Origin of the sequence: Variovorax sp. SPNA7, assembly GCF_033807855.1 — a bacterium.
GTDB lineage: Bacteria > Pseudomonadota > Gammaproteobacteria > Burkholderiales > Burkholderiaceae_C > Variovorax > Variovorax beijingensis.
Window position 1 is genome coordinate 1,047,415 of the sequence record NZ_CP138514.1, and the last position, 22,751, is coordinate 1,070,165.

Consider the following 22,751-nt stretch of genomic DNA (forward strand, 5'->3'; position numbering starts at 1 on the left):
GATCAGCGCGAGAAGTCCGCGACCACCTTGCCGATGCGCGGGTCGGTGCGATTGCGTTCGATGGCCGCGGGGATGTCGCCAAAGCCCACGACCTCGCCGAGCTTCGAAACCAGCGTGCCTTGGGCGATCTCTGCCACCAGCCGTTCCAGCAGGGCGGCGTCCGGCCTGTTCATGAACCACAGTCCGCGGCGGCCGGACGGCGTGCGTGCCAGGATGTCGGGCGACGACGTGCCGACGATCGCGCCGTCCTTCGACAGCACCTGCCACGAGCGATCGAGCACTTCGCCGCCGACGTAGTCGAGCACCAGGTCGATGTCCTGTGCGACCGATTCGAAGCGCTGGGTCCGGTAGTCGATGACGTGGTCTGCGCCCAGGCTGCGCACGTATGCGAGGTGCGCGGTCGACGCCGTCGCGAAGACTTCGGCGCCTGCCCGCTTGGCGTACTGCACGGCATAGCCGCCCAGGCCTCCCGCGGCGCCGTGGATCAGGATCCGCTGGCCTGCGGCGACCGGACCCGCGTGGTGCAGGCTTTGCCAGGCGGCCACGGCCGCCACCGGGACGCCGGCCGCAAGGACGTCGTCCAGGCCTTGCGGCGTGCGCACCAGGTTCGCCTCGTCGACGGCCACGAAATCCGCATAGGCGCCGAGCCCGCCCAGCGGCCCCATGACCCGATCGCCCACGCGAAAGCGCGAAGCGCCGGGGCCGAGCGCCTCGACGGTGCCCGCAAGCTCGATCCCCAGCACGGCGGGCAGTTGCAGCGGGAAAGCCTTCTGGACAAAGCCTTCGCGAACCTTCCAGTCGATGCCGTTCACGCCGGCGGCCCGAACGCGGACCAGGACCTGGCCCTCTGCGGCTGCGGGCCGCGCGATCTCGGCGATCTCGGCGGCGGCAGCACCGCCATAGGCCCGGATCAGCACGGCGCGTTGCGTAGTGGTGTTGGTCATTTCAATTTCCTCATCTCGAAGTTGCGATGAGGAGAAGATAGGCCGTTGCATTCGTAAAACGAAGACCCGAAAATGAAGACACCTCGTCTCAAATCCGGAACACATGGACCTGAACGCATTGACCGACTTCGCGCTCGTCGCGGCGAATGGAGGCCTCGGAAAGGCAAGCCGCGCGAGCGGAAGATCGAAGGCCACCCTGTCCCGGCGCATCGCGGACCTGGAAGAGCAGCTCGGCGTGCGGCTCATCGAGCGCAGCGCCCGCGGGCTCAAGCTCACGGAGGCCGGCCAGATGCTGATGGACCGCACCGAAGGGCCGATGCACGAGGTAGCCGATGCCATGACCTCCGCGCGCGAGGGCCTGTCGCTACCGCGCGGGCGCTTGCGCATCGCCTCGCCGGTGCTGTTCTCACAGCTGGCGATGGGCCGCATCGGCGCCGAGTTCTGTGCGGCCTACCCCGAAGTCAGCTGCGAGGTGGTGGCGGACGATCGCCTGGTCGACCTTGTCGAGGAGCAGTTCGACGCCGCGATCCGGATCAATCCGAGCCCTGACAGCAGCCTCGTGGGCCGGTGCTTCGCCAAGGACCGGCTGGTGGTCGTGGCAGCGCCCTCGGTGCCCATGCCAAAGCCGGGCAAGGGCAAGGTCAGCGCTGTTCCAGGCGTCGTTGCAACAACTTTTCAAGGCGGCAACTGGACGCTCGACGACGGACGCCTGGTCGTGGAGCCGGTCCCGCGGCTCAGGCTTTCATCGTTCCTGATGATTCGCGACGCCGCGGTCGCCGGTGCCGGCGCCGCCTTGATACCGCAGTCCATCGCGTGGAACCAGCTGACGCGCGGAGAACTGGTTCAGTGGGGCATGGTTTCGGGCGTGGAGGTTGCGCTCTGGGTCCTGCATACCTCCAGGCGACTTCCTGCGCCGAAAGTCCGGGCGTTCGTCGAGTTCATGTGCGAGCAATATCCGCAGGGGTCGCTCGTGCTGAACGGCTAGAAGACCTTGCCGTCCGCCACCCCGAAGGCAGCGGTGCCCGCCAGCTAATCCAGCGGCTCGAACCCCGGCGCCTGCTCCATCTCGGAAGGCTTGTAGATCTTGTGCTGCGCCGCGCTGCCGATGGCATCGGCAACCACCAGCAGCCGCCAGAGCGGCTCGCGTGCCGAGCATGCGTGTTCTTCGCTCGTGAGCCGGAAACTGGGCACTCCCGTGGACGTGCCCTTCACCACCACCCTCAGAAGCTTGGCCCCTTTTGCGTTCGACACCTCGAGGTCGTAGCCGAGCTTCTGGCTGCTGACGTCCTCGGCGTTGTAGCCGTAGCCCTTGAAGTGGCGCATCACGTAGTCCAAGGCGGCGGCCTGGACCTCCTCCCGCGAGGCCGACCGCTCGGCAGCCGCCGCGGCCGGATCGCCGGCAGCAGCGACCGGCACGCTGCCTCGCGCCTTGGCTGCCTGCATCTCCGCTTCGCTGGGCACCCAGCCGCGCGCACCGCGCACCAGGATCGCGAGCTGCTGGTCGGAGTCCCAGCTTGCAACATGCCATTCGGCGTCGTCGCGCACCCGCGTGGAGACCTTCGCGCTTTTGTTGCTCTCGAGTTCGGCAATGGCAACGCGGTTGGTCTGCAGCACGGCGCGAAAGCCCTGGCCCGCATCGACGGTGCGCTTGAGCAGCGCACGGCGGTCCTTGGCGCGCTGGATCTGCTGGGGGCTGCGCACGCCGCCGCCGACCCGGTGCTGCGTGTCGAGCGACTCGAGGCAGAACCAGTGTCCGCCGTCGCCGATGTTCACGAATTCGGCCCAGATGGTGGCAATGACGTTGTCGCCCGTTGCGAGCCAGGCGTGATCGAACGGCTTTTCCCGCGCGTCGAAGACACCCATCTTCGCGACGATCTCGACCGGCGTGAGCCGTGGTCCGGAAAGCCGCATCTCATCGATGACGGCGAGCACTTTGGGGTCGACTTCCTTGTCCATTCAGCGGGGTCTCTGGCGAGTTGGGGGGTGGGAGTATGCCGCATCCGGCGCGGGCCGGTGCTGCGGCATCTGCCCACTCAGCGCACCACGTAGCCCACGAAGCGCCAGACCTTGTCCTCGTCCTGCCGCAGCGAGACGAGTTCGCGCTGCGTCTTGCCTTCGGCGAAGGTGGTCACGAAATCGATGTTGATGTAGGCGCCGGGCGGCAGCTTGTCGCCGGCGCCGACGAACTGGCGCGACAGGCCGAGCCAGGTGCGCGAGGCCACCGCGCCGAGCGCCGCGCGGCTTCGCTGCAGGCTTGCGACAAAGGCTTCGCGCGTCACCACCCTCTTGGCCGCCGGCGAAGCACCGTCCCACAGCACCGCGGCCTGGTTGCGGTCCACGGCCTGCGCGATCTGCACGCCGGCCGCCTGCAGGGCGTTGAGGTCCAGCTGTTCCTGGGCGGGCTGGGCCGAAGCCAGCGCGAGCCAGCCCGAGAAAGCCGCGGCCGCGATGATGCGAGAGATGTGTTTCATGGTGTTCCTGTGTATTGAAGTTGTTCAGTCCTTTCGCCGCACCGCGCCGGGCGGAACGCCGTAGCGGGCGCGAAAGCGCCTGGAGAAATGAGCCGGGGAGCTGAAGCCGCAGCGCGCCGAAATCTCGATGACCGTCGCGGTGCCGTGCGGCCCGCCGCGCAGCATCGCGTGGGCGCGCTGGAGCCTGCGCGCCATCAGCTCGGCGCCAAAGCTCGTTCCGTCCTGCGCAAGCCGCGCGTGCAAGGTGCGCACCGAGATCCCCATCTGATGCGCCACGCTGGCGGGGCACAGGGCGGGGTCGGCGTACTGCTGGTCGATGATCTGCTGCACCCTGCGCCGGAAGAAACACCTGTGCTTCGTGGCGGCCAGCGACTCGTCGCCGGTGCCCTGCAGCACGGCCTGCAATGTGCCCACGAGTACGTCCGCCACATGGCTGGCTTCGTCGGGCTCCAGGTCATGGGGCCATGCGCTGAGCGTGCGCATCTGGCCGGCCAGCAGCTGAAGCGATGCCCGGTGGGGAAGATGCTGCGCAATCAAACCCTCCACCGCCGGCGCACGGCTGCCCAGCGCCGTATAGGGCACGGCCAGGGCAAGCATGCTCACCGGATCCGGATGGTCGAGCCGATAGTTCCGGCGCCCGTCGATCAGGAACGGTTCGCCCGGCCTGGCGATGATCTCGCGGCCCTGCTGCGATGCCTGAACATGGCCCGACAGGTACAGGTCCACGAACACGAAGGGCATCTCGCTGCGCGACAGGTCGAGGTCGGTGCACTCCACGTCGTGGCTGGTTGCCACCTGCACCTGGTTGAGTATCAGGTTGTCCATGCTGCGGGTCGTCAGCGTGGCGTCGAAGCTCTCGACCTTGGGAATGCGCGGCGTGATCGGCGTCAGCGCATCCTGGCTCGCCGCGCGCCAGAACTCGGCGCGCTGGGGCGCGGCAATATGGGAAGTGGACCAGCGGTTGTACATCGGCGTTCAGCCCGTCGCGCATGCCACGTGCTCAGGCCAGGAAGCGCTGCGCCAGCAGGGCCCAGTAGGCCGCCCCGATCGGCAGGTTGCGATCGTTGAAGTCGTAGCCGGGGTTGTGCACCATGCAGGCGCCGTGGCCGTCGTTGATGCCATCGGCTGTGCCGTCGCCATTGCCGATCAGCACGTAGCTGCCCGGCACCTGCTCCAGCATGAAGGCGAAATCCTCGCTGCCGGTGAGCGCGCGCGCCTGCGGCTCGACACGGTCCGCGCCCACCAGTTCCAGTGCCACCTGCCGCGCAAATTCCGTTTCCGCGGGCGTGTTGACCAGCACCGGATAGCTGCGCTGGTAGTCGACGTTCGCCGCGACGCCGTAGCTCTGCGCCTGTCCGTGCGCCAGTTCGGTGATGCGGCGCTCCAGCGTGTCGCGCACGCCGCGGTCCAGCGCCCGCACGCTCAGCTTGAGCGTGGCGCTCTGCGGAATCACGTTGTTGGCCGCGCCGGCGTTGAATGCGCCGACCGTGATCACCGCCATGTGCAGCGGATCGATGTTGCGCGCCACGATGCTTTGCAGCCCCATGACGATGGCCGATCCGGCCACCACCGGGTCCGCCGCGCGGTGCGGCATGGCGCCGTGGCCGCCCGTGCCTTCGAGCCTGATCGTCACGTGGTCCGACGAGGCCATGGCCGCGCCCTCGCGCAGCAGCAGCTTGCCTTGCGGATGGCCGGGCATGTTGTGCATGGCAAAGATCGCGTCGCACGGGTACTTGGCGAACAGACCGTCTTCCATCATCTTCCTGGCGCCGCCCTGCCCCTCCTCGGCGGGCTGGAAGATCAGGTTGAGGGTGCCGTCGAACTGCCCCTGCGTGGCCAGGTGGTGCGCCGCCGCGAGCAGCATGGCCGTGTGGCCGTCGTGGCCGCAGGCGTGCATCACGCCGTGGCGGGTGCTGGCATGCGCCAGGCCCGTGGCCTCGACGATCGGCAGCGCATCCATGTCGGCGCGCAGGCCCAGGCGCTTGCCGCCCGTGCCGCGCCTGAGCTGGCCCACCACACCGGTGCCGCCAAGGCCGCGCTCCACGGCGTAGCCCCATTGGGCGAGACGCTCGGCCACCAGGTCGCTGGTACGGAATTCCTCGAATGCGAGTTCAGGGTGGCGATGGATGTCGCGCCGCATGGCGACGAATTCATCGGCATGGGCCTGCAGGGCCTCCAACATGGCGCTCATGGATCAGCCCCTCGCCTACTGCGGCTGCAGGTTGATCGCCTTGGCGATCGCCCGGAAGCGGGCGGTCTCGGCCGCAAAGGCCTTGTTGGCCTCCGCGAGGCTCATCGGCTGGGCCAGCAGCATGTTCTGCGCTTCCAACTGGGTGCGCACCGCCGGCTCCGACAGCACCGCGCCCAGTGCCTTGTTCAGCTGCAGCACCACCTCGTCGGGCGTGTCCTTGCGGACGAAATAGCCGGTCCAGGTCGAGAAGTTGAAGCCCTTGAGCAGGGTGCCTTCGTTGACCGTGGGAATGTTCTTGAGCGCGGGCAGCTCGGCGCGCGTTGCGCTGATGCTGGCAATGATCTTGATGCGCCCCTGCTCGGCCAGCGCGATCTGCTGCAGGGACACCGGCAGCATGACGAAGTCGAGCTGGCCGCCGCCCAGGTCCTGCAGCAGCGGTGCGCCGCCCTTGTAGGGCACGTGGACCATCGTCGCGCCAAGGGTCTGCGCCATGTGCTCGCCCAGCACGTGGTAGAGCGAGCCGATGCCCACGCTGCCATAGGTCAGCGGCCGGGTCCTGGAGACGCTGCGCGCGAGCGTGGCCAGTTCATCGGCCGTGTTGGCGGGAAGGTCCTTGCGGGCCAGGATCACCATTGGCGCCACGCCGATCATCTGCACCAGGCGGAACTCCTCGCTCTTGAACCGCACGGCGGCATTGGCCAGCGGCGAAAGAATCAGCTCGTTGGGCGAGCCCTGGAACAGGTAGTGGCCGTCCGCCGGCGCCCCCGCCACCTTCTGCGCCGCGATGGCGCCGCTCACGCCGCCCAGGTTTTCGACCGGCACCGGCTGGCCCAGGTGCTTCGAAAGCGGGTTGTTCACCAGGCGCGCGATGGTGTCGGAGAGGCCGCCCGCCGGGTAGGGCACCATCATCACGACCGGCTTCGCGGGAAAGGGGTCCGCCGCAACGGCGGCACCCGCCAGCAGCAGCAACAGGCCGGCCAGCAGAGCTTTCTTCAGCAATTCAGAGAGGAGGATCACGGCGTTCTTGTGGGACAGTGGATGGGACGGAAGGCAGGGCGCAAATGTAGGAATGCGCCTACTATTTGTCTAATGCATAATTTTTCTTGATATAAGAAAAAAGACTCATGCATGGGAGACGGGGCCATGAACCTCAGACAGCTGGAACACTTGCTGGCCGTTGCCGAAACCGGCTCGTTCAGCCGCGCCGCGGAGCAACTGCATCTCACGCAGTCGGCCCTGAGCCGCAGCATCCGCATGCTCGAAGACGATCTGGACGCCCGCCTGATCGATCGCATGGGCAAGCGCAACGAGCTCACACCCCTGGGCGAGGCCGTGGCCACGCGCGCCAGGCGCCTGGTGTTCGAGGCCGCGGAACTGCGCCGCAACGCGGAGCTGCTCAAGAAGGGCAACGCCGGCGACATCCGCGTCGGCCTGGGTTCGGGCCCGGGCGTCATGCTCATGACGCCGTTCCTCATTCACATCGCGCAGCGGCACCCCGAGGTCCGCGTGCACCTCGCGCGCGGCTCCATCGAAGTGCAGCTGCTCCAGCTGCGCCAGCGCACGCTCGACGCGCTGGTGATCGACACGCGCGGCCTGGTGCCCGCGCCCGACCTGCGCATCGAGCGCGTGAGCGAAATGCGGGCGGGCTTTGTCTGCAGGCGCGGCCATCCGCTGCTTGCCATGGCAAGGAAGAATTCGAAAAAAGGCGTGTCGTTCGACGACGTGCTTCGCTACCCGCTGGCTTCGACGCCGCTGGCCGAGGAAGTCACGCAGATCCTGATCGAGCATTTCGGCCCGCGGGCCAATCCGCAGCAGGCGGTCAGCCTGCGCTGCGAAGAAATCGCGAGCCTGATCGAGACCGTGCGGGTATCCGACGCCATTTTTCTCGGCATCGTGACGGCTGCGCGCAGCGGCATCGAGGCCGGCGAACTGGTCGAACTGGTGACCACGCCGCCGCTGCTGAGCGGCACGCGCTTTGCCATCGTGACCCTCGTCGGCCGCACCGAGGCGCCTTCGATGGCCTTGCTGCGCGAGTTTGTGGCGGAGCGGTTGCACGATTGAGGCGCTTTCTTCCTACTGGCCGGGGCAGCTTGCCGGCTGCCAGTGGAACGACTGCGCCTTGTGCCTGCTGTCGAAGATCACCTTGTACTGGCAAGTGATGAACGCGGGCCCCTGGCCGGTACGCAGGTTGAAGACGTAGTCCCACTCGCGCACATCCACCAGGCCTTCATTGAAGTGCGGCTTGCCGAGCAGGTCCTGCAGCTGGTCCTTGCTCATGCCGGATGCCACCTGATGCAGGTTGGACACGTTGGGAAAGGTGCCGTCCTTCAGCCAGGCGTCCTTCTGGATATCCGGAAAGACCGGCTCGCTCACGCGGCCGTCGTCCGTCAAACCCTTGCTCACCCAGGCGGTGCCGCAGCCCTGCAGCCCCACCAGCGCCGCGCCGGCAAGTGCAAGAGCCGCTATCCGTTTTTGTATTTTGTTCATGGATCTCTTTGGCTTGTTGCGGCTTACCAATGGAACCCTGCGCCCACCGCCATGCCGACCTTGCCGCGCGAATTGGCCGAACCATTGAACTTGACCACCCAGCGGCCGTTGTCCGACAGCTTGGAGACGCCGATGGCAATGGCCGTCTGCCCCTGGTAGCTCGCGACGCCAGCGGACATCATGCTTTTGCCGGGAATCGACGCCTGCGGCATGCTGGCCATGGCCATCGCGCCCGCGGAGCCTGCATTCGCATCCTTCTCGACGTTGTCGACGCGCTGGTTCACTGCGTTGAACGCCTTGTTGACGTTGGCCATCGCGCCGTTCAGTTGGTTGACGTTGACCGCATCCGTGCCGGCACTGCCCGCTGCCACGTTGGTGAGTTGGCGTTCGCTGCCTTCGCTGCCCACGGACACTTCACCCGCGGAGTTCTGCGGCACGCTCAGGCCGGCGGCGGCGTAGCCCGTCTGGGGACCGCGCACCGCCACCGAGCCCGCGCCCAGCGCCACGCTGTTGGAAGCGCTCACGGTGGCCCCCTGTCCCAGCGCCGTGGCCGAGAGGCCAGTGGACACTGCACCGTTGCCCACCGCAACCGCATTGGCACCGCTGGCAATGGCCTCGTTGCCGCTGGCCATCGAGTTCGCGCCCGATGCACTGGCACCCGAGCCGGTGGCCAGCGACTCGCTGCCCGAGGCCTGCGGCGCCACATAGTGGGCGGTGTTGCCCGTGCTCCACCTGTTCGACGCAGCCGACGCAACCCCCTGGAGCTGCGCCACGTTGACGGCGTCGCTGTCCTGGGTACCGGCGGCCACGCCCGTGATCTGGCGGAACTGGCCGTTGGCCGCATCGCCCACACTCACCGCGCCGCTGGTGCTGGTGGTCGCCTCGATCGCCCGCGCCTGCTCGGTGGTGGCCGAACCCGGCACATAGCCCTTGATCCCCGCCGCGGTGGAGGCCACCGAGCCCTCGCCCAGCGCGACACCGCCCTCGACCCTGACGCTGGTGTTGGAACCCAGCGCCGTGCCGTTGGCGGCCGCCACTTCGGCGTTGATGCCCATGGCGACGCCCTGAGTGGCGGCCGCTGTCGTCCTGGCACCTGACCCCACCGCGAGGGAAGCCTTGCCGTCGGCCGTGGCGTCCGGCATGGACGCGTCGCCCACGTTGTGGCGGAAGTAGCGGATGCCGCCGCCGTTGTTGATGGTGTTGACCGTGTTCTCGACGTTGGCCACCCGGCCATCGAGCGCCGACACGTCGTCCCTGATCGTCGTGATGTCGCCTTGCATCGCCGTCACGCTGTCCGCGATATTGTTCACGCGGCCGTCCAGGTTGGCCACGTTCTGGTTGGTCGCGTTCAACTGGCTCCTGTTCACCGCGTCTCCAGGGTTCGTGCCCGCGCCCACGTTGGTGATGACGTTGCCGCCCATGTTCACCGTCGTGTTGGCGGTGAGGGTCAGGCCGCCGCTGATGGTGGTGCCGCCGCTGAGCACGGTCGGCCCCATCACGTTCAGGCTGCCGCCGATCGTGGCGTTGTTGTTCACCGTCAGGTCGTTGGTGGTCACGCTGCTGAAAGTGGGGGCCTCCACCACGCCCACCTTGAGCCGGTTGGTCGTCGGGTCGTACTCGACCGTGGTGTTGCTGCCGTTGACCACATTCATCGTGTCGCCGGGTGCGATGTTGTCGACCGCACCGCCGTTGGCCTGCATGTTCCAGCCCTTGCCTGCCACCGTGCCCACCTGGTTGAGCTGGTTCAGGTTCACGGCATCGGTGCCCGTGACCGCATTGCCGACGTTGGTGATGGTGTTGCCGCCCATGTTGACCGTGGTGCCGCCTGCCACCGTCAGGCTGTTGCTGATGGTGGTGCCACCGCTCAAGGCGGTGGGGCCGCCGAGGGCCGTGGCGCCAGAGACGTTGAGCGTGTTCAGCGTGGTCGCACCCGCCACGTTCAGATCGCCGCCGATGGTGGCGCCGCCGGTGGTGCTCAGGCTCGCGAACACCGGCGCTTCGGCCATCTGCAGGTTGATCGCACCCGTTGCCGGGTCGGTCACCGTCTTGAGGTTGGCGCCCGAGTAGCTGCCTGGCGTCGTCGCTGCGCCATTAATGGCCAGTGTCTGGCCCAGGTCGCGATGAACGTTGCCGGCGCTGTTGTCGTTGCCGGTGAAGTTCAGGCCGCTCGTGTTCAGGCCAGACACGGCAGTGTTCACCTGGTTCAGGTTCACGGCATCGGTGCCGTTGACCGCATTGCCCACATTGGTGATGGTGTTGCCCGCCATGCTCAGGCCGCCGCTGAGGGTGGTCTGCCCGCTCACGGCCAGCGTGTTCAGGGTCGTTGCACCCGTGGCCGTCAGGTTGTTGGTGGTGGTCGTTCCCGCCACACTCAGGTTGCCGCCGATGCTGGCGCCGCCGGTGGTGCTGATGCTGCTGAAAGTGGGCGCCTCCACTACGCCGACCTTGAGCCGGTTGGTCGTGGGGTCGTACTCGACCGTGGTGTTGCTGCCGTTGACCACGTTCATCGTGTCGCCGGGTGCGATGTTGTCGACCGCACCGCCGTTGGCCTGCATGTTCCAACCCCTGCCTGCCACCGTGCCCACCTGGTTGAGCTGGTTCAGGTTCACAGCGTCGGTGCCGCTGACCGCATTGCCGATGTTGGTGATGGTGTTGCCGCCCATGTTGACCGTGGTGCCGCCTGCCACCGTCAGGCTGTTGCCGATGACGGTTCCACCGCTCAGGTTGGTGGGGCCGGAGACATCGAGCGTGTTCAGGCTGGTGGCGCCCGCCACGTTCAGATTGCCGCCGATGGCGGCGCCACCCGTTGTGCTCAAGCTCGAGAACACCGGCGCGTCGGCCATCTGCAGGTTGATCGCGCCCGTTGTGGGGTCGGTCACGGTCTTGAGGTTGGCGCCCGAGTAGCTACCCGCCGTGGTCGCTGCGCCGTTGATCGCCAACGTCTCGCCCAGGTTGCGGTGGACATTACCGGCCGTGGCGTCGTTGCCGGTAAAGTTCAAGCCGCTGGCGGCCACACCGGACACCGCGGTGTTCACCTGGCCCACATTGGCTGCATCGGTGGCCGCGGTACCTGTGCCCACATTGGTGATGGTGTTGCCGCCCATGTTCACCGTGGTGCCCGGATTCAGCGTCAGGCTGTGGCCGATGGTGGTGCCGCCGCTGAGCGTCGTCGTGCCAGTGGCCGTGAGATTGTTCGTGGTGGTCGTACCCGCCACGCTCAGGTTGCCGCCAATGGTGGCACCGCCGGTGGTGCTGATGCTGCTGAACGTCGGCGCCTCCACCACGCCCACTTTGAGCTGGTTGGTCGTGGGGTCGTATTCGACCGTGGTGTTGCTGCCGTTGACCACGTTCATCGTGTCACCAGGCGCGATGTTGTCGCTCGTCCCACCGTTGGCCTGCATGTTCCAGCCCTTGCCTGCCACGGTGCTCACCTGATTGAGCTGGTTCAGGTTCACAGCGTCGGTGCCGCTGACCGCATTTCCGACGTTGGTGATCGCGTTGCCGCCCATGTTCACGGTGGTGCCACTGCCTACGTTCAAGCTGTTGCTGATGGTGGTGCCGCCGCTGAGCACGGTCGGGCCATTGAGGGTGGTCGTACCCACCACGTTCAGATCACCGCCGATGCTGGCGCCGCCTGTCGTGCTCAGGCTCGAGAACACCGGAGCGTCAGCCATCTGCAGGTTGATCGCACCCGTTGCCGGGTCGGTCACGGTCTTGAGGTTGGCGCCGGAGTAGCTGCCCGCCGTGGTCGCAGTGCCGTTGATCGCTAGCGTCTGGCCCAAATCGCGATGGACGTTGCCGGCCGTGGCGTCGTTGCCCGTGAAGTTCAGGCCACTCGTGCTCACACCGGATACGGCCGTGTTCACCTGATTCAGGTTCACGGCATCGGTGCCGTTGACGGCGGTGCCCACATTGGTGATGGTGCTGCCGGCCATGCTCAAGCCGCCGCTGAGGGTGGTCTGGCCCGCCACGCTCAGGTTGCCGCCGATGGTGGCGCCACCTGTCGTGCTCAGGCTGTTGAACACCGGCGCTTCGGCCATCTGCAGCTTGATCGCGCCTGTTGCAGGATCGGTCACCGTCTTGAGATTGGCACCCGAATAGCTGCCAGTCGTGGTCGCGGTGCCATTGATGGCCAGCGTCTCACCGAGGTTGCGGTGCACATTGCCGGCTGTGGCGTCGTTGCCGGTGAAATTCAGGCCGCTGGCGGTCGCACCGGCCACAGCGGTGTTCATCTGGCCCACGTTGGCCGCGTCGGTGTCGGCCGTGCCGGTCGCGACGTTGGTGAGAACGTTGCTGCCCATGTTCACCGTGGTGCCCGGATTCACCGTCAGGCTGCTGCTGATGGTGGTGCCGCCGCTCAAGACGGTGGGACCGCTGAGTGTTGCCGTCCCGGTGGCGGTGAGATTGTTGGTAGTGGTCGTGCCCGCCACGTTCAGATTGCCGCCAATGCTGGCGCCACCTGTGGTGCTCAGGCTTGCGAACACCGGTGCGTCGGCCATCTTGATCTGCACCTCGTTGCCCACGATCTCGGTCTTGAGGTTGGCACCCGAGTAGCTGCCCGCAGTCCCGGCCGCGCCGGTGATCTGCAGCGTCTCGCCCAGCTTGCGGTCCACCGTGCCCGCGTTGCCGGTGAAGGTCAGGGGCGTGTCTCCCAGCGTTCCGATGGCCTGATTGGTAGCGTACAGCTGGCTGCCGTTGATGGCATCGGTACTGGTACCGCTAACGCGGCCCGCAGCTACATTGGTGATGGTGCGTTCGGCACCCACCGCGCCCACGCTGACTGTAGAGACCGGGGCCGCTCCAGCGTATTCGTAAGGTTTGCCGTTGATGACGCCACCGGGCGTGGCGACCACAGCCGCCGTGATCGAACCGGAACCGAGCGCCACGTCGCCCTCCTGCGCGCCGGCGTTCGCCCTGGCGCCGATGGCAATACCACCATTGACGGCCACTTTCGCCTCGGCTCCCATCGCGATGAAATTGGCGATGCCGTCCTGCAGGCTGATATCGGAACCGATCGCAATGCCACGGCTGAGTGCCTCGCCGCCGATGTTGCGTCCCATGGCCACCACATCGAAGGAGTCACCCTCGATCTCCATATTGCGGCCGATACCTACGACGTCATGAATATTTCCATCGTCGACCTCCACGTTGGAGCCGATCGCGATCGTTCCGAGGCCGCTTGCCGTCGTACCGCTGCCGAGGGCAACCGCGGCACCATCTCTCGCGGTTGAAGATGCTCCTATCGCCACGGACCTGTCGCTGGTTGCATTGCTATTCCAACCCAGCGCAACAGCACCCGTGTCGGCTGCCTTCGCTCCCACGCCGCCCGCCAAGGCGTTCAGTCCCGTAGCACCGTCATTGCTGTAGTTGCCGCCGCTCACTCCGCCGTCGTTGACGCTGTAGTAATGCGTAGTTGCTGCAGCCTGTGCATCCTGCAACTGCAAGTAGTTCACCGCATCGGTCGGGGCACTGCCGGCTGCGACATTGGTGATTGTGTTGCCGCTGGCATCGAAGCCGTTGGCCTTCACCGCGCCACCAAACACCGGCGCATCAGCCACCTGCAGCCTGATTGCGCCGGAGATTGGATCGGTCACTGTCTTGAGGTTGGCACCCGAGTAGCTGCCCAACGTGGTCGCACCGCCATTGATCGCCAGCGTCTGGCCCAGGTTGCGATGGACGTTGCCCGCCGTGGCGTCATTGCCGGTGAAGTTCAAGCCGCTCGCGGTCGCGCCCGCCACGGCGGTGTTCATTTGGCCCACGTTGGCCGCGTCAGTGTCGGCAGTACCAGTCGCAACGTTGGTGAGGACGTTATTGCCCATGTTCACCGTCTGCCCCGCACCCACAGTCAGGCCGCCGTTCGCTGTGACCGTGCCGGCGAAAGTCGGATTGGCCACCACGCCGTACGTGATGGTGTTGCCGCTTCGACTCACTGTGGAGTTGCTGCCGGCAGCGAAGTTGGCTGTGTCGCCCGGGCCGATGTTTTCGCTGGACGCACCGCCATCGGCACTCATGTTCCAGCCTCCACCGGCTGCCGTGATGGCGCTGCCGACGTTGTTGTACGTGTTGCCGTTGACCGTATAGCTCGGCGCGCTGACCGCCCCGGTCACCGGGTCGTAGACCGAACTCCCACCCAGGTTGGTCGCGGTGCTGGCACCCAGCGTATCCACGCGCCCATCCAATGCCGTCAATGCCTGGTTGGTTCCATAGAGTTGGCTGCCGTTGATCGCATCGGTGCTGGTGCCGCTGATGCGGCCCGCAGCCACGTTCTGGATCTGGCGCGGCGCCGTAGCAGAGCCCACGCTCACCACGTCTCCATCGGCCGGTGCACCGCCGGCAAAGTTGTAGGTGGTGCCGTTGATGGCTGTATTGGACGTATCCGCGGCTGCCGCTACCGTTGAGGCGTTGCCCAGCACGACGGCACCGTCCAGGCCCGTGCCCACCGTGACGTTGTTGCCCACCACGAAGGCGTTGTTGGCGCTGATGGTGTTGTTGTTTCCCAGCGCGTACGAACCGCTGCCGCTGATGGTATTGGGATCGCCAATGGCGCCCGAACGATCGCCGCTGACCACGTTGCCGGTGCCAATGCTGATGGACTGCAGGCCCGTTGCCCGCGCGCCAGTACCGATGGCGATAGCGTCGGTCTTGCCTACGGCGCCAGCCAGCGCGCCCTTGCCCAGTGCGATCGACCTATCGGCATCCGTGATGGCCTGGTTGCCAATGGCAACGGTGTCGTTCAAGGCAACGGAGGGCATGCTCGAAGGCGAGGAAACATCGACCGCGTTTCCGTTCCGGTCAATCACGGTTTCTGCGATGACGTCCACGAAATATCCGGTACCCGCCGATGCACCGAACGCAATGTTGTTGTTGCCCGTCGTAAAAGTGCCTGCCGACGATCCCGAGAGAATGTTGTTGTTCCCGGTTACGGCGAAGCCACTACCAGTACCCTGGGCGATGTTGGCATTCCCCGAACCCCAAAAGCCTGCGCCAGTTCCGCTCGCTATGTTGTCGTTACCCTGTCTCCCCATGCCAGCGCGGTCTCCGAGCGCTGTATTTCGATCACCCATCACGGATTGCCCAGCGCCGGAACCGACTGCGAGATTGCTGCCTCCCTGGACCCCCGAACCCGCCTCGGTTCCAAGCGCGGTGTTTAGCTCACCCCTCGTGAAATCTCCCGCTCCCGCGCCAAACGCGCTGTTGTGGCTTCCAGTTACGAAAGAGCCGGCCCCCGCGCCGAACGCCGAATTCGAGCTCCCCGCCGACAAGACGCCCGCGCCATCGCCCACCATGGCGTTCGAATCACCGGTGGCCTGTTGGCCTGCCGCAGTTCCTACGTAGACACTCCTGTCGCCGGACGATCTCCCGCCGGCCTGAATGCCGACAGCAACGTTCGCATGGCCGGAGGAACTCTCTCCGGCACTCACGCCGACGAATGTGCTTGATATGGATGTTGAACCGGTTCCCGCACGATCGCCAATGGCAATCGTGTAATCGCCAGCAGCGCTTGCCTGGTAACCGATTGCCACGCCAGCTATCCCCCCGGCGCTGGCCTGATTGCCCTGGGCAATCGCCCACCATTCGCTGGCGTTTGCACCATCACCTACAGCCACACTGCTTCCGCCTGCGGCCGAGGCGCCTACCCCCGCTGCCAGCGCATTCACGCCCGTGGCGCCGTCGTTGTTGTAATTGCTGCCGGCCGCCGTATTCGTCGAATTGACGCTGTAGTAGTGCGTCGTGCTGGCCGCCAGCGCGCTGCCGACATTGTTGTAGGTCGCGCCGTTGACGGTGTAGCTCGGCGCGCTGACCGCTCCGGTCACGGGATCGTAGACCGAGCTACCGCCCAGATTGGTCGCAGTGCTGGCGCCCAGCGTGTCCACGCGGCCATCCAATGCCGTCACCGCTTGGTTAGTGCCATGAAGTTGGCTGCCGTTGATGGCATCGGTGCTGGTGCCGCTGATGCGGCCAGCGGCCACATTGGTGATGGTGCGCTCTGCACCCGCGGCACCTACACTGACTGTGCTGGTCGGCGTCGTACCAGCAAAGTTGTAGGTCGTGCCGTTGACGGTGGTGCTGGCAGTACCCACCGCAGCCGCCGTCACCGAACGCGAACCCAGCGCCACATCGTCATCGTTGTTGGCGTAGGCCTCCATGCCGAGTGCGGTCGAATTGGCGCCAGTGGCTACCGAGGACGCTCCAACCGCAGTACCGTGGGTACCGTAGGCGACGGCAAAGTCACCAAGCACCGTGCTGTAGTTGCCGAGCGCTCGGGCACGGAAGCCAAACGAATTGCTATGTGCGCCATCGGCCGTGGCATTGTTGCCGAATGCGCCGGAATAGTCGCCGTTGGCCTGCGCACTGGCGCCAATGGCGACGGCGCCGTCCATGGATGCCAGCGCTGCATTGCCAATGGCGACAGTGTCGCTGGCAACGATGCCACCGGAAGCGGAAATGATGTTGCCGAAGGCATCGGTCTGCACGGCGAACGTGCCGGCCGTGCCAGCGCCATTGCCGATGGACACGTTGTTGCTGCCGATGATGCCGTTGCCGGCCTTCACGCCGGAAGCGACGTTGCCGTCGCCTTCCACCCAGTAGCCGGCGGTCGCACCCGTGGCCACGTTGTTGCTGCCGTTGGCATGCGCGCCAGCGTAGAAGCCGTTGTAGGCGTTGTAGCTGCCGGTGCTGTTGTTGCCGGCGTAGCTGCCGGTGCCGGTGTTCCAACTGCCCTGCGTGCGGTAGTTGGCCGCTTGGCCGAGCGAGACGTTGCCGTTGCCCACGACCTGTGCACCTGCATTTTGCGGACCTATCGCCACGTTCCAGTGCCCGTTGGCATTGCTGCCCGCACCACTGCCAATCGAAACGCTGCTGCCCCCATCGATCGCTGCCCGGCCCGCGTTGCTGCCGATGGATACGCCATCGTTGCCGATGGCTTCGGCCGCATTGCCGGCTGCCAGCGCGTTGTCTCCGGTGGCCCACGCATTGCTGCCAATGGCCACGCCACGGGCTCCGACGGCTCTCGCATTCACGCCTGCCGCAAGCGCCCTGTTGCCGGTGGCGCCGTCGTTCTGGTAGTTGCCGGAAGTCGCGCCACCGTCGTTGACGCTGTAGTAGTGCGTGGTGGCTGCAGCGAGTGCGGAACCGACGTTGTTGTAGGTACTGCCATTGACCGTGTAGCTCGGCGCGCTGACCGCCCCGGTCACCGGATCGTAGGCCGAGCTGCCACCCAGGTTGGTCGCGGTACTGGCACCCAGCGTGTCCACGCGGCCATCCAGCGCTGTCACCGCCTGGTTGGTGCGATAAAGCTGGCTGCCGTTTATGGCATCGGTGCTGGCGTCGCTGATGCGGCCGGCAGCCACATTCTGAATCTGGCGAGGTGCAGCAGTTGAACCTACGCTCACCACGTCGCCATCGGCCGGAGCGCCGCCAGCAAAGGTGTAGGTGGTGCCGTTGATCGTGGTTCCGGGCGTATCGACCGCTGCAGAAACAGTGCTGTTGTTGCCGAGCGCGACGGCACCATCCAACCCCGTGCCCACGGTCACGTTGTTGCCCACCACGAAGGTGTTATTGGCGCTGATGGTGTTGTTGTTGCCTACCGCATACGAGCCCGAGCCGTTGACGGTATTCGGGTCGCCGAAGGCGCCGGAGTTCGCGCCGTTGACGATGTTGCCGGTGCCGACGCTGATCGACTGCACGCCGTTGGCCTGCGCGCCGGTGCCGATGGCGATGGCATCGGCCGCGTTCGCCTTGGCCGCGTTGCCGATCGACACCGTATTGGACGCCGTGACCGTCCTGCCTGCGTCCGTACCTATGGCGACGTTGTTGCTGCCGATCACGCTGCCGCCGGCATTGGCGCCAATGGCCGTATTGCTGTCGCCCTCGACATCGCGACCTGTTCTGTATCCAAGGGCCGCATTGCGGGAGCCGGTGACGTTCGAACCGGCACCATCCGCCATTCCGATGTTACTGTCGCCCTGGATGTTGCGGCCCGCGACGATTCCGCTGGTTACATTGCGGGAGCCGGTGACGTTCTGGCCGGCACTCGTTCCGCTGGCGAGGTTGTAGTTGCCGGCCACGCTTCTGCCAGCGCCCGATCCACTCGCATTGTTGTAGTCGCCGGTCACGCTGTTGCCAGAATCGTAGCCCGTGGCTATGTTGCCGATGCCCGTGACGATGCGGCCCGCCCAGTGTCCAATGGCTACCTGCGAGGTACTGAAGGCGGCAGTGCCGGTGCCCGCCTCGTGGCCGATGATCACGTCGGACGCCGCGGCCGCATAGGCGCCGGTGCCCATGGCGATGGCGTTGTTGCCCGTCGAGGCGACCCTGGCGTTTCTGCCGAAGGCGATGGCGTTCTGGGCGTTGACCACCTGGCTCAAGCTACCGATGGCGATGGAATAGGCGGAGGTGTTGTCCACTGCCACCCACTGCGCGCCCGAGGCGAGACCCGCCGCCACAAGGTCGGCGTTCGAGTTGTTCTGAAAGACGAGCGACTGCGCGCCCCGGGCCTGGACCTGTCCGCCGATGGCGGCAGAATTGACGCCGGACGCCGTCGATGACTGACCGATCGCGATCGCGTTGGTGTTGCTGGCGGTTGCACCCACGCCTGCTGCCAGCGCCTTCGCACCGGTGGCGCCGTTGTTGTTGTAGTTGCCGCCTTGCGTGCCGCCATCGTTGACGCTGTAGTAGTGCGTGGTGGCTGCCGAAAGCGCAGAACCGACGTTGTAGTAGTTGGCGCCGTTGACGCTGTAGCTCGGCGCGCTGACCGCCCCGGTCGCCGGATCGTAGACCGAGCCGCCGCCCAGGTTGGTCGCGGTGCTGGCGCCCAGCGTATCGGCGCGCCCATCCAATGCCGTCACCGCCTGGTTGGTCGCAAACAACTGCGAACCGTTGATCGCATCGGTGCTGCTGCCGCTGATGCGGCCGGCGGCCACATTCTGGATCTGGCGCGGCGCCGTAGCTGAGCCAACACTCAGTACGTCACCATCGGCCGGCGCGCCGCCCGCAAAGTTGTAGGTGGTGCCATTGATGGCAGTGCTCGGCGTATCGACCGCCGCAGACACGGTGCTGTTGTTGCCCAGCACCACCGCGCCATCCAGCCCCGTGCCGATGGTCACGTTGTTGCCCACGATCATCGTGTTGGCCGAACCGGTGCTGTTGCCGTTGCCGACGATGCGGCTGTTGTCTGCCGCCGCGCTCATCAGGTTGCTGTTGCCGAACGCGCCCGCGTTGTCCGCCGCAATCGGATTGGCGAGCGTGCCGTTGTCGTTGCCGATGGTGTAGGTGCCCGCGCCGGTCACGTAGCTCGGATCGCCCAAGGCACCCGAGTTGTTGCCGGACACGACGTTGCCGGTGCCGATGGAGATCGACTGCACGCCGCTGGCTTGCGCGTTGTTGCCAATGGCGATCGTTGAGGATCCCAGTGCCTTTGCATTGGTACCTTGCGCAACCGCATCGCTTTCCGCTGTCGCGCCGTTGCCAGCCGCAAAGCCATTGGCGCCGTTGACCGTCGCACCCCGGCCAACAGCAATGCCCGAAGTAGCGGTGGCCACCACAGTCGACTGCCCGCCAACGGCGATGCTGTCGTCCGCCAGCGCCTGGGCACCTCGAATGTCGTTGCTGCCTACGGCGATCGCGCCTTTACCGGAAGCCGTGGTGGAGTTGGCAACCGTCAGCGGCGTCGTGCCATCACCGCCGGCTCCACCAATGGCGACTGCGTTGCGATTCGTCGCGTTACTACCAAAACCGAGCGCCGTCGCCGCAATTCCGGTCGCTTTGGACTCGAGCCCCAAGGCTGAGCCCCACTTGCCCGCCAGACTCAGGAAGCCGATGGCCGTTCCACCGGTGCCCGTCACCTGAGAGAAAGCGCCATACACGGTGGCCGCAGTCTGAAGATTTCCGCTGGATTGACAGCCGGCAATCACCGAGTAAGTGCCACTTCCATCGCCCGGATTGCTGTTGGTCGTGCCAGGATTGGTGCGCCCGACCGTACCGCTGCTACCTGTAACGCAGGTCTGAGCGGTGATCAACGTATTGGCGAACGCCCCCGGTGCCGCAACAGCGCCGAGCAGAGAAAAGAGCGCCGCGGCCACCTTGCGGCTGCTCGACTTCTTGCCCCGCGCCTTGGTGGTTTCAGACGCCGCCACCCAGGCGCCGAGAGATTCGTTCCAGATTGACCGGTATGACTTGTTCATAAAAAGAGGACCTGAGCGGTGGCTACTGGCGCGACAGCAGCCAGGATGAAAATTGGGGAAAGCGGCTCGCGCCGGCGATGCGGATCGCTGCCTGGAGCAATCGGCGGAATTCGATCTAGGAGATCGAAGGAGGCAAGTGCGGCGTGAAGAACGCTGTGGACTGGCGCCTGTTGCCGCGCTCCGAGTCAGCGGCACTTTCCAGTGCCGTGCTGCTCGCGATTGCTGTGGTCATGGTCATGAAATCCCTGTTGATCTCTTTGTTCTCAAGCACAAGAAAATCGAGGCCGTGCCGGCGTGTGACAGAACGCATTGGCAGGGCCTCGCGGATCGAGATGGACACAGGGAGCGGCGCGACATGCGCCAAAGAAGAAATACGGTTCTGCGCGCCTGACCATGAGCCACTCTCTTGAAGTGACGGTGCGACGAGGCGGATTTCCGAAACACTCACCGGCCGGCTTTGCCAGCCCTCCCTGCATAGACACGAATCCTGTTACGAGCGTATTCAGATGTGTGCAGCGTTCCTAGGCAACAGAAGCCTCACAGCGCAGCCAAATTGACCACTAGCGCAAGTGCGCTTGCTGATTGGCTCGGAATGGTTCTCAACAACGCTTTTCACAATCGAGCACGCGCCTTTAGTCACGGCCCATGCGCTATCGGGCATCAGCCTTCCGTGAATGGGCTGCATGCATGGTTAGTCTTCTTACCTGACCTTCCGAACTGGAGTTTCAGCCTGGGACGTTCCTGTTTTGCGAACGGGACTCGCGCACGTTGTGCGGCGCTCTTGCCGATATAAAACCGCATTCTGGCCACGTGCCATGAGGGCCGAATTGCACGATCTCTCTCGCTTGCACACACTCAGGAGCCGACAGAAGGTGATGCAAGCGGCCACGATCCTTCGGATGTACCGCAAGGATCCGAAGGCCAACGACTTCCTTCAGCACGAAGCGGAGCGAGTGCTGCGCAAGGTGATTTATCACATGCGCCAGGCAGCCATCATCAAGCGCATGGCCGAGAAAGAAGCCTCGCATTTCTGTCCGAGCAAACATCGTCAGAAATGAGCATCTGCTTTGCTTACAAACGCCACAAGATTGCACTAACCATCATTTACACCGCGCTGCCAGTCATCTTTTGGTCACCACAGAGTCGATTCGTGCGTTTGTGCCTTTGCTACCTTGTATTTGTTGAATAGCCTTTGTGTCCATCCTTAATAGTTAGAGCCACTGCTCTAAGAGAAATAGTGAACAAGCCAGTGAGAGTGGAGCGGCGATGACGACCCAAGATGCAGGCCCTTTGTCAGTCGCGCTCCTGGGCACAACGAATGAACGCATCGATGCCCTGCATGACGAATTGGTCGTGCTGGGATACCAACCTATCCTGTTCACCAACGCTGCCGATTTCTTGATTGCGTTCTGCATGGGGCAGCGATTCAACTTGCTGCTCCTTACGCTGCATGACCCGTCGCAGTACAAGGGCCTTCCCGAGGTATGCAGAAAATTCCGCATACCCACGCTCCTGGTCGTGGAAGAGGAACAGTGGAAGCTTCTCGCGCCCCAGATCCGCGAAGCCTCGTGGGACGACGTCATGGATTTCAACGTGCTGCAGACAAGGATCCAGGAACTGGAATGGCGCATCCAGGTGCTCCTGAAAAGGCAGGATGCTCCGGGCCAGCTCGGCTGGCTCGAGGGCGAGATGACCTGGGAGGACTACAAGTTCTGCCCTGAATCGATCTCGGTCGAGTTCCGCGGCCGCAAGATCCATCTCACGCAGCTCGAATGGACCTTTGCGCTGGAACTGTTCCGCAATGCCGGGCGCGTGCTCTCGCGCGAGTGGCTGCTGACGAGGGTATGGAAAAGCAAGCCCCGGCTCGGCACGCGAACCGTGGACGTGTGCGCGACCAAGGTGCGAAAGAAGCTGGACTTGCGCGACGAGAACGGATTCGTGCTGCGCGGCATCTACCGGCAGGGCTATCAGCTCGCCTACATATCAGGCGAGGCGAGGGCCGCAAAGATCGTGCGGTGAGGATCGGGCTATCCTTCCGGTCCGACCCACTTCGCAGAGAGAAAGAGTCCACCCATGTTCCGCACCCTGCTCAAGTCCAAGATCCACCGCGTTGCCGTCACCGATTGCGAACTGCACTACGAGGGCTCCTGCGCCATCGACGAAGACCTGCTCGATGCCGCCAACCTGGCGGAGAACGAGCAGGTGCACATCTGGAACATCAACAACGGCGAGCGCTTCGTCACCTACGCAATCCGGGGCGAGCGCGGCACCGGCATCATCTCGGTCAACGGCTCGGCCGCACGCCGGGCCTCGGTGGGCGACCTGATCATCATCGCGGCCTTCGGCCTGGTGCCCGAAGACCAGGTGGCAGGCTACAAGCCCAAGCTGGTGTTCGTGGACGGAGCGAACCGCATCAAGGAAGAGCGCGCGCACATTCCGGTGCAGGCGGCTTCTGGCGAGACTGCAATGGCCTGAG

At 65.3% G+C, this 22,751-nt stretch carries 14 protein-coding genes; 5 read left to right on the forward strand and 9 right to left on the reverse strand.

What is annotated here, in order from left to right; all coding sequences use genetic code 11:
* Window positions 1–2 precede the first annotated feature (2 nt).
* Complete coding sequence (locus RZE77_RS32725; RefSeq protein ID WP_319442832.1) at window positions 3–944, reverse strand: NADP-dependent oxidoreductase; 942 nt, start codon at window positions 942–944, stop codon at window positions 3–5.
* A 103-nt stretch (window positions 945–1,047) separates the two neighbouring features.
* On the opposite strand from RZE77_RS32725, the gene RZE77_RS32730 reads away from it, so the two are divergent.
* On the forward strand, window positions 1,048–1,929 hold the full coding sequence (locus tag RZE77_RS32730) for a LysR family transcriptional regulator (RefSeq protein WP_319442833.1): 882 nt from the start codon (window positions 1,048–1,050) through the stop codon (window positions 1,927–1,929).
* A 44-nt stretch (window positions 1,930–1,973) separates the two neighbouring features.
* On the opposite strand, the gene RZE77_RS32735 is transcribed toward RZE77_RS32730, so the two are convergent.
* The 5 genes from RZE77_RS32735 to RZE77_RS32755 all read right to left on the reverse strand — a co-directional run bounded on the left by RZE77_RS32735 (window position 1,974) and on the right by RZE77_RS32755 (window position 6,623).
* On the reverse strand, window positions 1,974–2,900 hold the full coding sequence (locus tag RZE77_RS32735) for a protein NO VEIN domain-containing protein (protein ID WP_319442834.1): 927 nt from the start codon (window positions 2,898–2,900) through the stop codon (window positions 1,974–1,976).
* Between the two features lie 77 nt (window positions 2,901–2,977).
* Complete coding sequence (locus RZE77_RS32740) at window positions 2,978–3,415, reverse strand: DUF4019 domain-containing protein (protein ID WP_319442835.1); 438 nt, start codon at window positions 3,413–3,415, stop codon at window positions 2,978–2,980.
* 24 nt (window positions 3,416–3,439) lie between these two features.
* Window positions 3,440–4,384 (reverse strand): AraC family transcriptional regulator, encoded by a 945-nt coding sequence (locus tag RZE77_RS32745; protein ID WP_319442836.1) that lies wholly within the window; start codon window positions 4,382–4,384, stop codon window positions 3,440–3,442.
* A gap of 31 nt (window positions 4,385–4,415) precedes the next feature.
* Entirely contained in the window at window positions 4,416–5,606 is a 1,191-nt protein-coding gene (locus RZE77_RS32750) for a M20 aminoacylase family protein (RefSeq protein ID WP_319442837.1), read from the reverse strand.
* Between the two features lie 15 nt (window positions 5,607–5,621).
* Window positions 5,622–6,623 carry a tripartite tricarboxylate transporter substrate binding protein gene (locus tag RZE77_RS32755; RefSeq protein ID WP_319442838.1) on the reverse strand — a complete coding sequence of 334 codons (1,002 nt, stop codon included), beginning with the start codon at window positions 6,621–6,623 and terminating at the stop codon, window positions 5,622–5,624.
* A gap of 126 nt (window positions 6,624–6,749) precedes the next feature.
* On the opposite strand from RZE77_RS32755, the gene RZE77_RS32760 reads away from it, so the two are divergent.
* The gene (locus tag RZE77_RS32760) at window positions 6,750–7,667 is read left to right on the forward strand and encodes a LysR family transcriptional regulator (RefSeq protein ID WP_319442839.1); all 918 of its coding nucleotides are present in this window, start codon (window positions 6,750–6,752) and stop codon (window positions 7,665–7,667) included.
* Window positions 7,668–7,679: 12 nt separating this feature from the next.
* On the opposite strand, the gene RZE77_RS32765 is transcribed toward RZE77_RS32760, so the two are convergent.
* The 3 genes from RZE77_RS32765 to RZE77_RS32775 form a co-directional block, all read right to left on the reverse strand.
* A complete protein-coding gene (locus tag RZE77_RS32765; protein ID WP_319442840.1) occupies window positions 7,680–8,093 on the reverse strand; it encodes an outer membrane protein assembly factor BamE in 414 nt (137 codons plus the stop codon).
* Window positions 8,094–8,116: 23 nt separating this feature from the next.
* Window positions 8,117–20,275 (reverse strand): ESPR-type extended signal peptide-containing protein, encoded by a 12,159-nt coding sequence (locus RZE77_RS32770; protein WP_319442841.1) that lies wholly within the window; start codon window positions 20,273–20,275, stop codon window positions 8,117–8,119.
* A gap of 115 nt (window positions 20,276–20,390) precedes the next feature.
* Window positions 20,391–20,723, reverse strand: a complete 333-nt coding sequence (locus RZE77_RS32775; RefSeq protein ID WP_319442842.1) for a hypothetical protein — start codon at window positions 20,721–20,723, stop codon at window positions 20,391–20,393.
* Between the two features lie 427 nt (window positions 20,724–21,150).
* Here RZE77_RS32775 and RZE77_RS32780 point away from each other — a divergent pair, with 427 nt between their 5' ends.
* The 3 genes from RZE77_RS32780 (at window position 21,151) to panD (ending at window position 22,750) form a co-directional block, all read left to right on the forward strand.
* Complete coding sequence (locus RZE77_RS32780; protein ID WP_319442843.1) at window positions 21,151–21,333, forward strand: hypothetical protein; 183 nt, start codon at window positions 21,151–21,153, stop codon at window positions 21,331–21,333.
* 208 nt (window positions 21,334–21,541) lie between these two features.
* Window positions 21,542–22,294 (forward strand): winged helix-turn-helix domain-containing protein, encoded by a 753-nt coding sequence (locus RZE77_RS32785; protein ID WP_319442844.1) that lies wholly within the window; start codon window positions 21,542–21,544, stop codon window positions 22,292–22,294.
* A 54-nt stretch (window positions 22,295–22,348) separates the two neighbouring features.
* A complete protein-coding gene (gene panD, locus RZE77_RS32790) occupies window positions 22,349–22,750 on the forward strand; it encodes an aspartate 1-decarboxylase (protein WP_062365117.1) in 402 nt (133 codons plus the stop codon).
* Window position 22,751 lies beyond the last annotated feature (1 nt).

What these genes read in the sequence shown, in the direction of transcription:
- RZE77_RS32760 (WP_319442839.1), top strand. Translation starts at nt 6,750, where the DNA reads ATGAACCTCAGACAGCTGGAACACTTGCTGGCCGTTGCCGAAACCGGC.
- RZE77_RS32740 (WP_319442835.1), bottom strand. Translation starts at nt 3,415, where the DNA reads ATGAAACACATCTCTCGCATCATCGCGGCCGCGGCTTTCTCGGGCTGG.
- panD (WP_062365117.1), top strand. Translation starts at nt 22,349, where the DNA reads ATGTTCCGCACCCTGCTCAAGTCCAAGATCCACCGCGTTGCCGTCACC.
- RZE77_RS32750 (WP_319442837.1), bottom strand. Translation starts at nt 5,606, where the DNA reads ATGAGCGCCATGTTGGAGGCCCTGCAGGCCCATGCCGATGAATTCGTC.
- RZE77_RS32725 (WP_319442832.1), bottom strand. Translation starts at nt 944, where the DNA reads ATGACCAACACCACTACGCAACGCGCCGTGCTGATCCGGGCCTATGGC.
- RZE77_RS32765 (WP_319442840.1), bottom strand. Translation starts at nt 8,093, where the DNA reads ATGAACAAAATACAAAAACGGATAGCGGCTCTTGCACTTGCCGGCGCG.
- RZE77_RS32730 (WP_319442833.1), top strand. Translation starts at nt 1,048, where the DNA reads ATGGACCTGAACGCATTGACCGACTTCGCGCTCGTCGCGGCGAATGGA.
- RZE77_RS32770 (WP_319442841.1), bottom strand. Translation starts at nt 20,275, where the DNA reads ATGAACAAGTCATACCGGTCAATCTGGAACGAATCTCTCGGCGCCTGG.
- RZE77_RS32780 (WP_319442843.1), top strand. Translation starts at nt 21,151, where the DNA reads ATGCAAGCGGCCACGATCCTTCGGATGTACCGCAAGGATCCGAAGGCC.
- RZE77_RS32735 (WP_319442834.1), bottom strand. Translation starts at nt 2,900, where the DNA reads ATGGACAAGGAAGTCGACCCCAAAGTGCTCGCCGTCATCGATGAGATG.
- RZE77_RS32785 (WP_319442844.1), top strand. Translation starts at nt 21,542, where the DNA reads ATGACGACCCAAGATGCAGGCCCTTTGTCAGTCGCGCTCCTGGGCACA.
- RZE77_RS32745 (WP_319442836.1), bottom strand. Translation starts at nt 4,384, where the DNA reads ATGTACAACCGCTGGTCCACTTCCCATATTGCCGCGCCCCAGCGCGCC.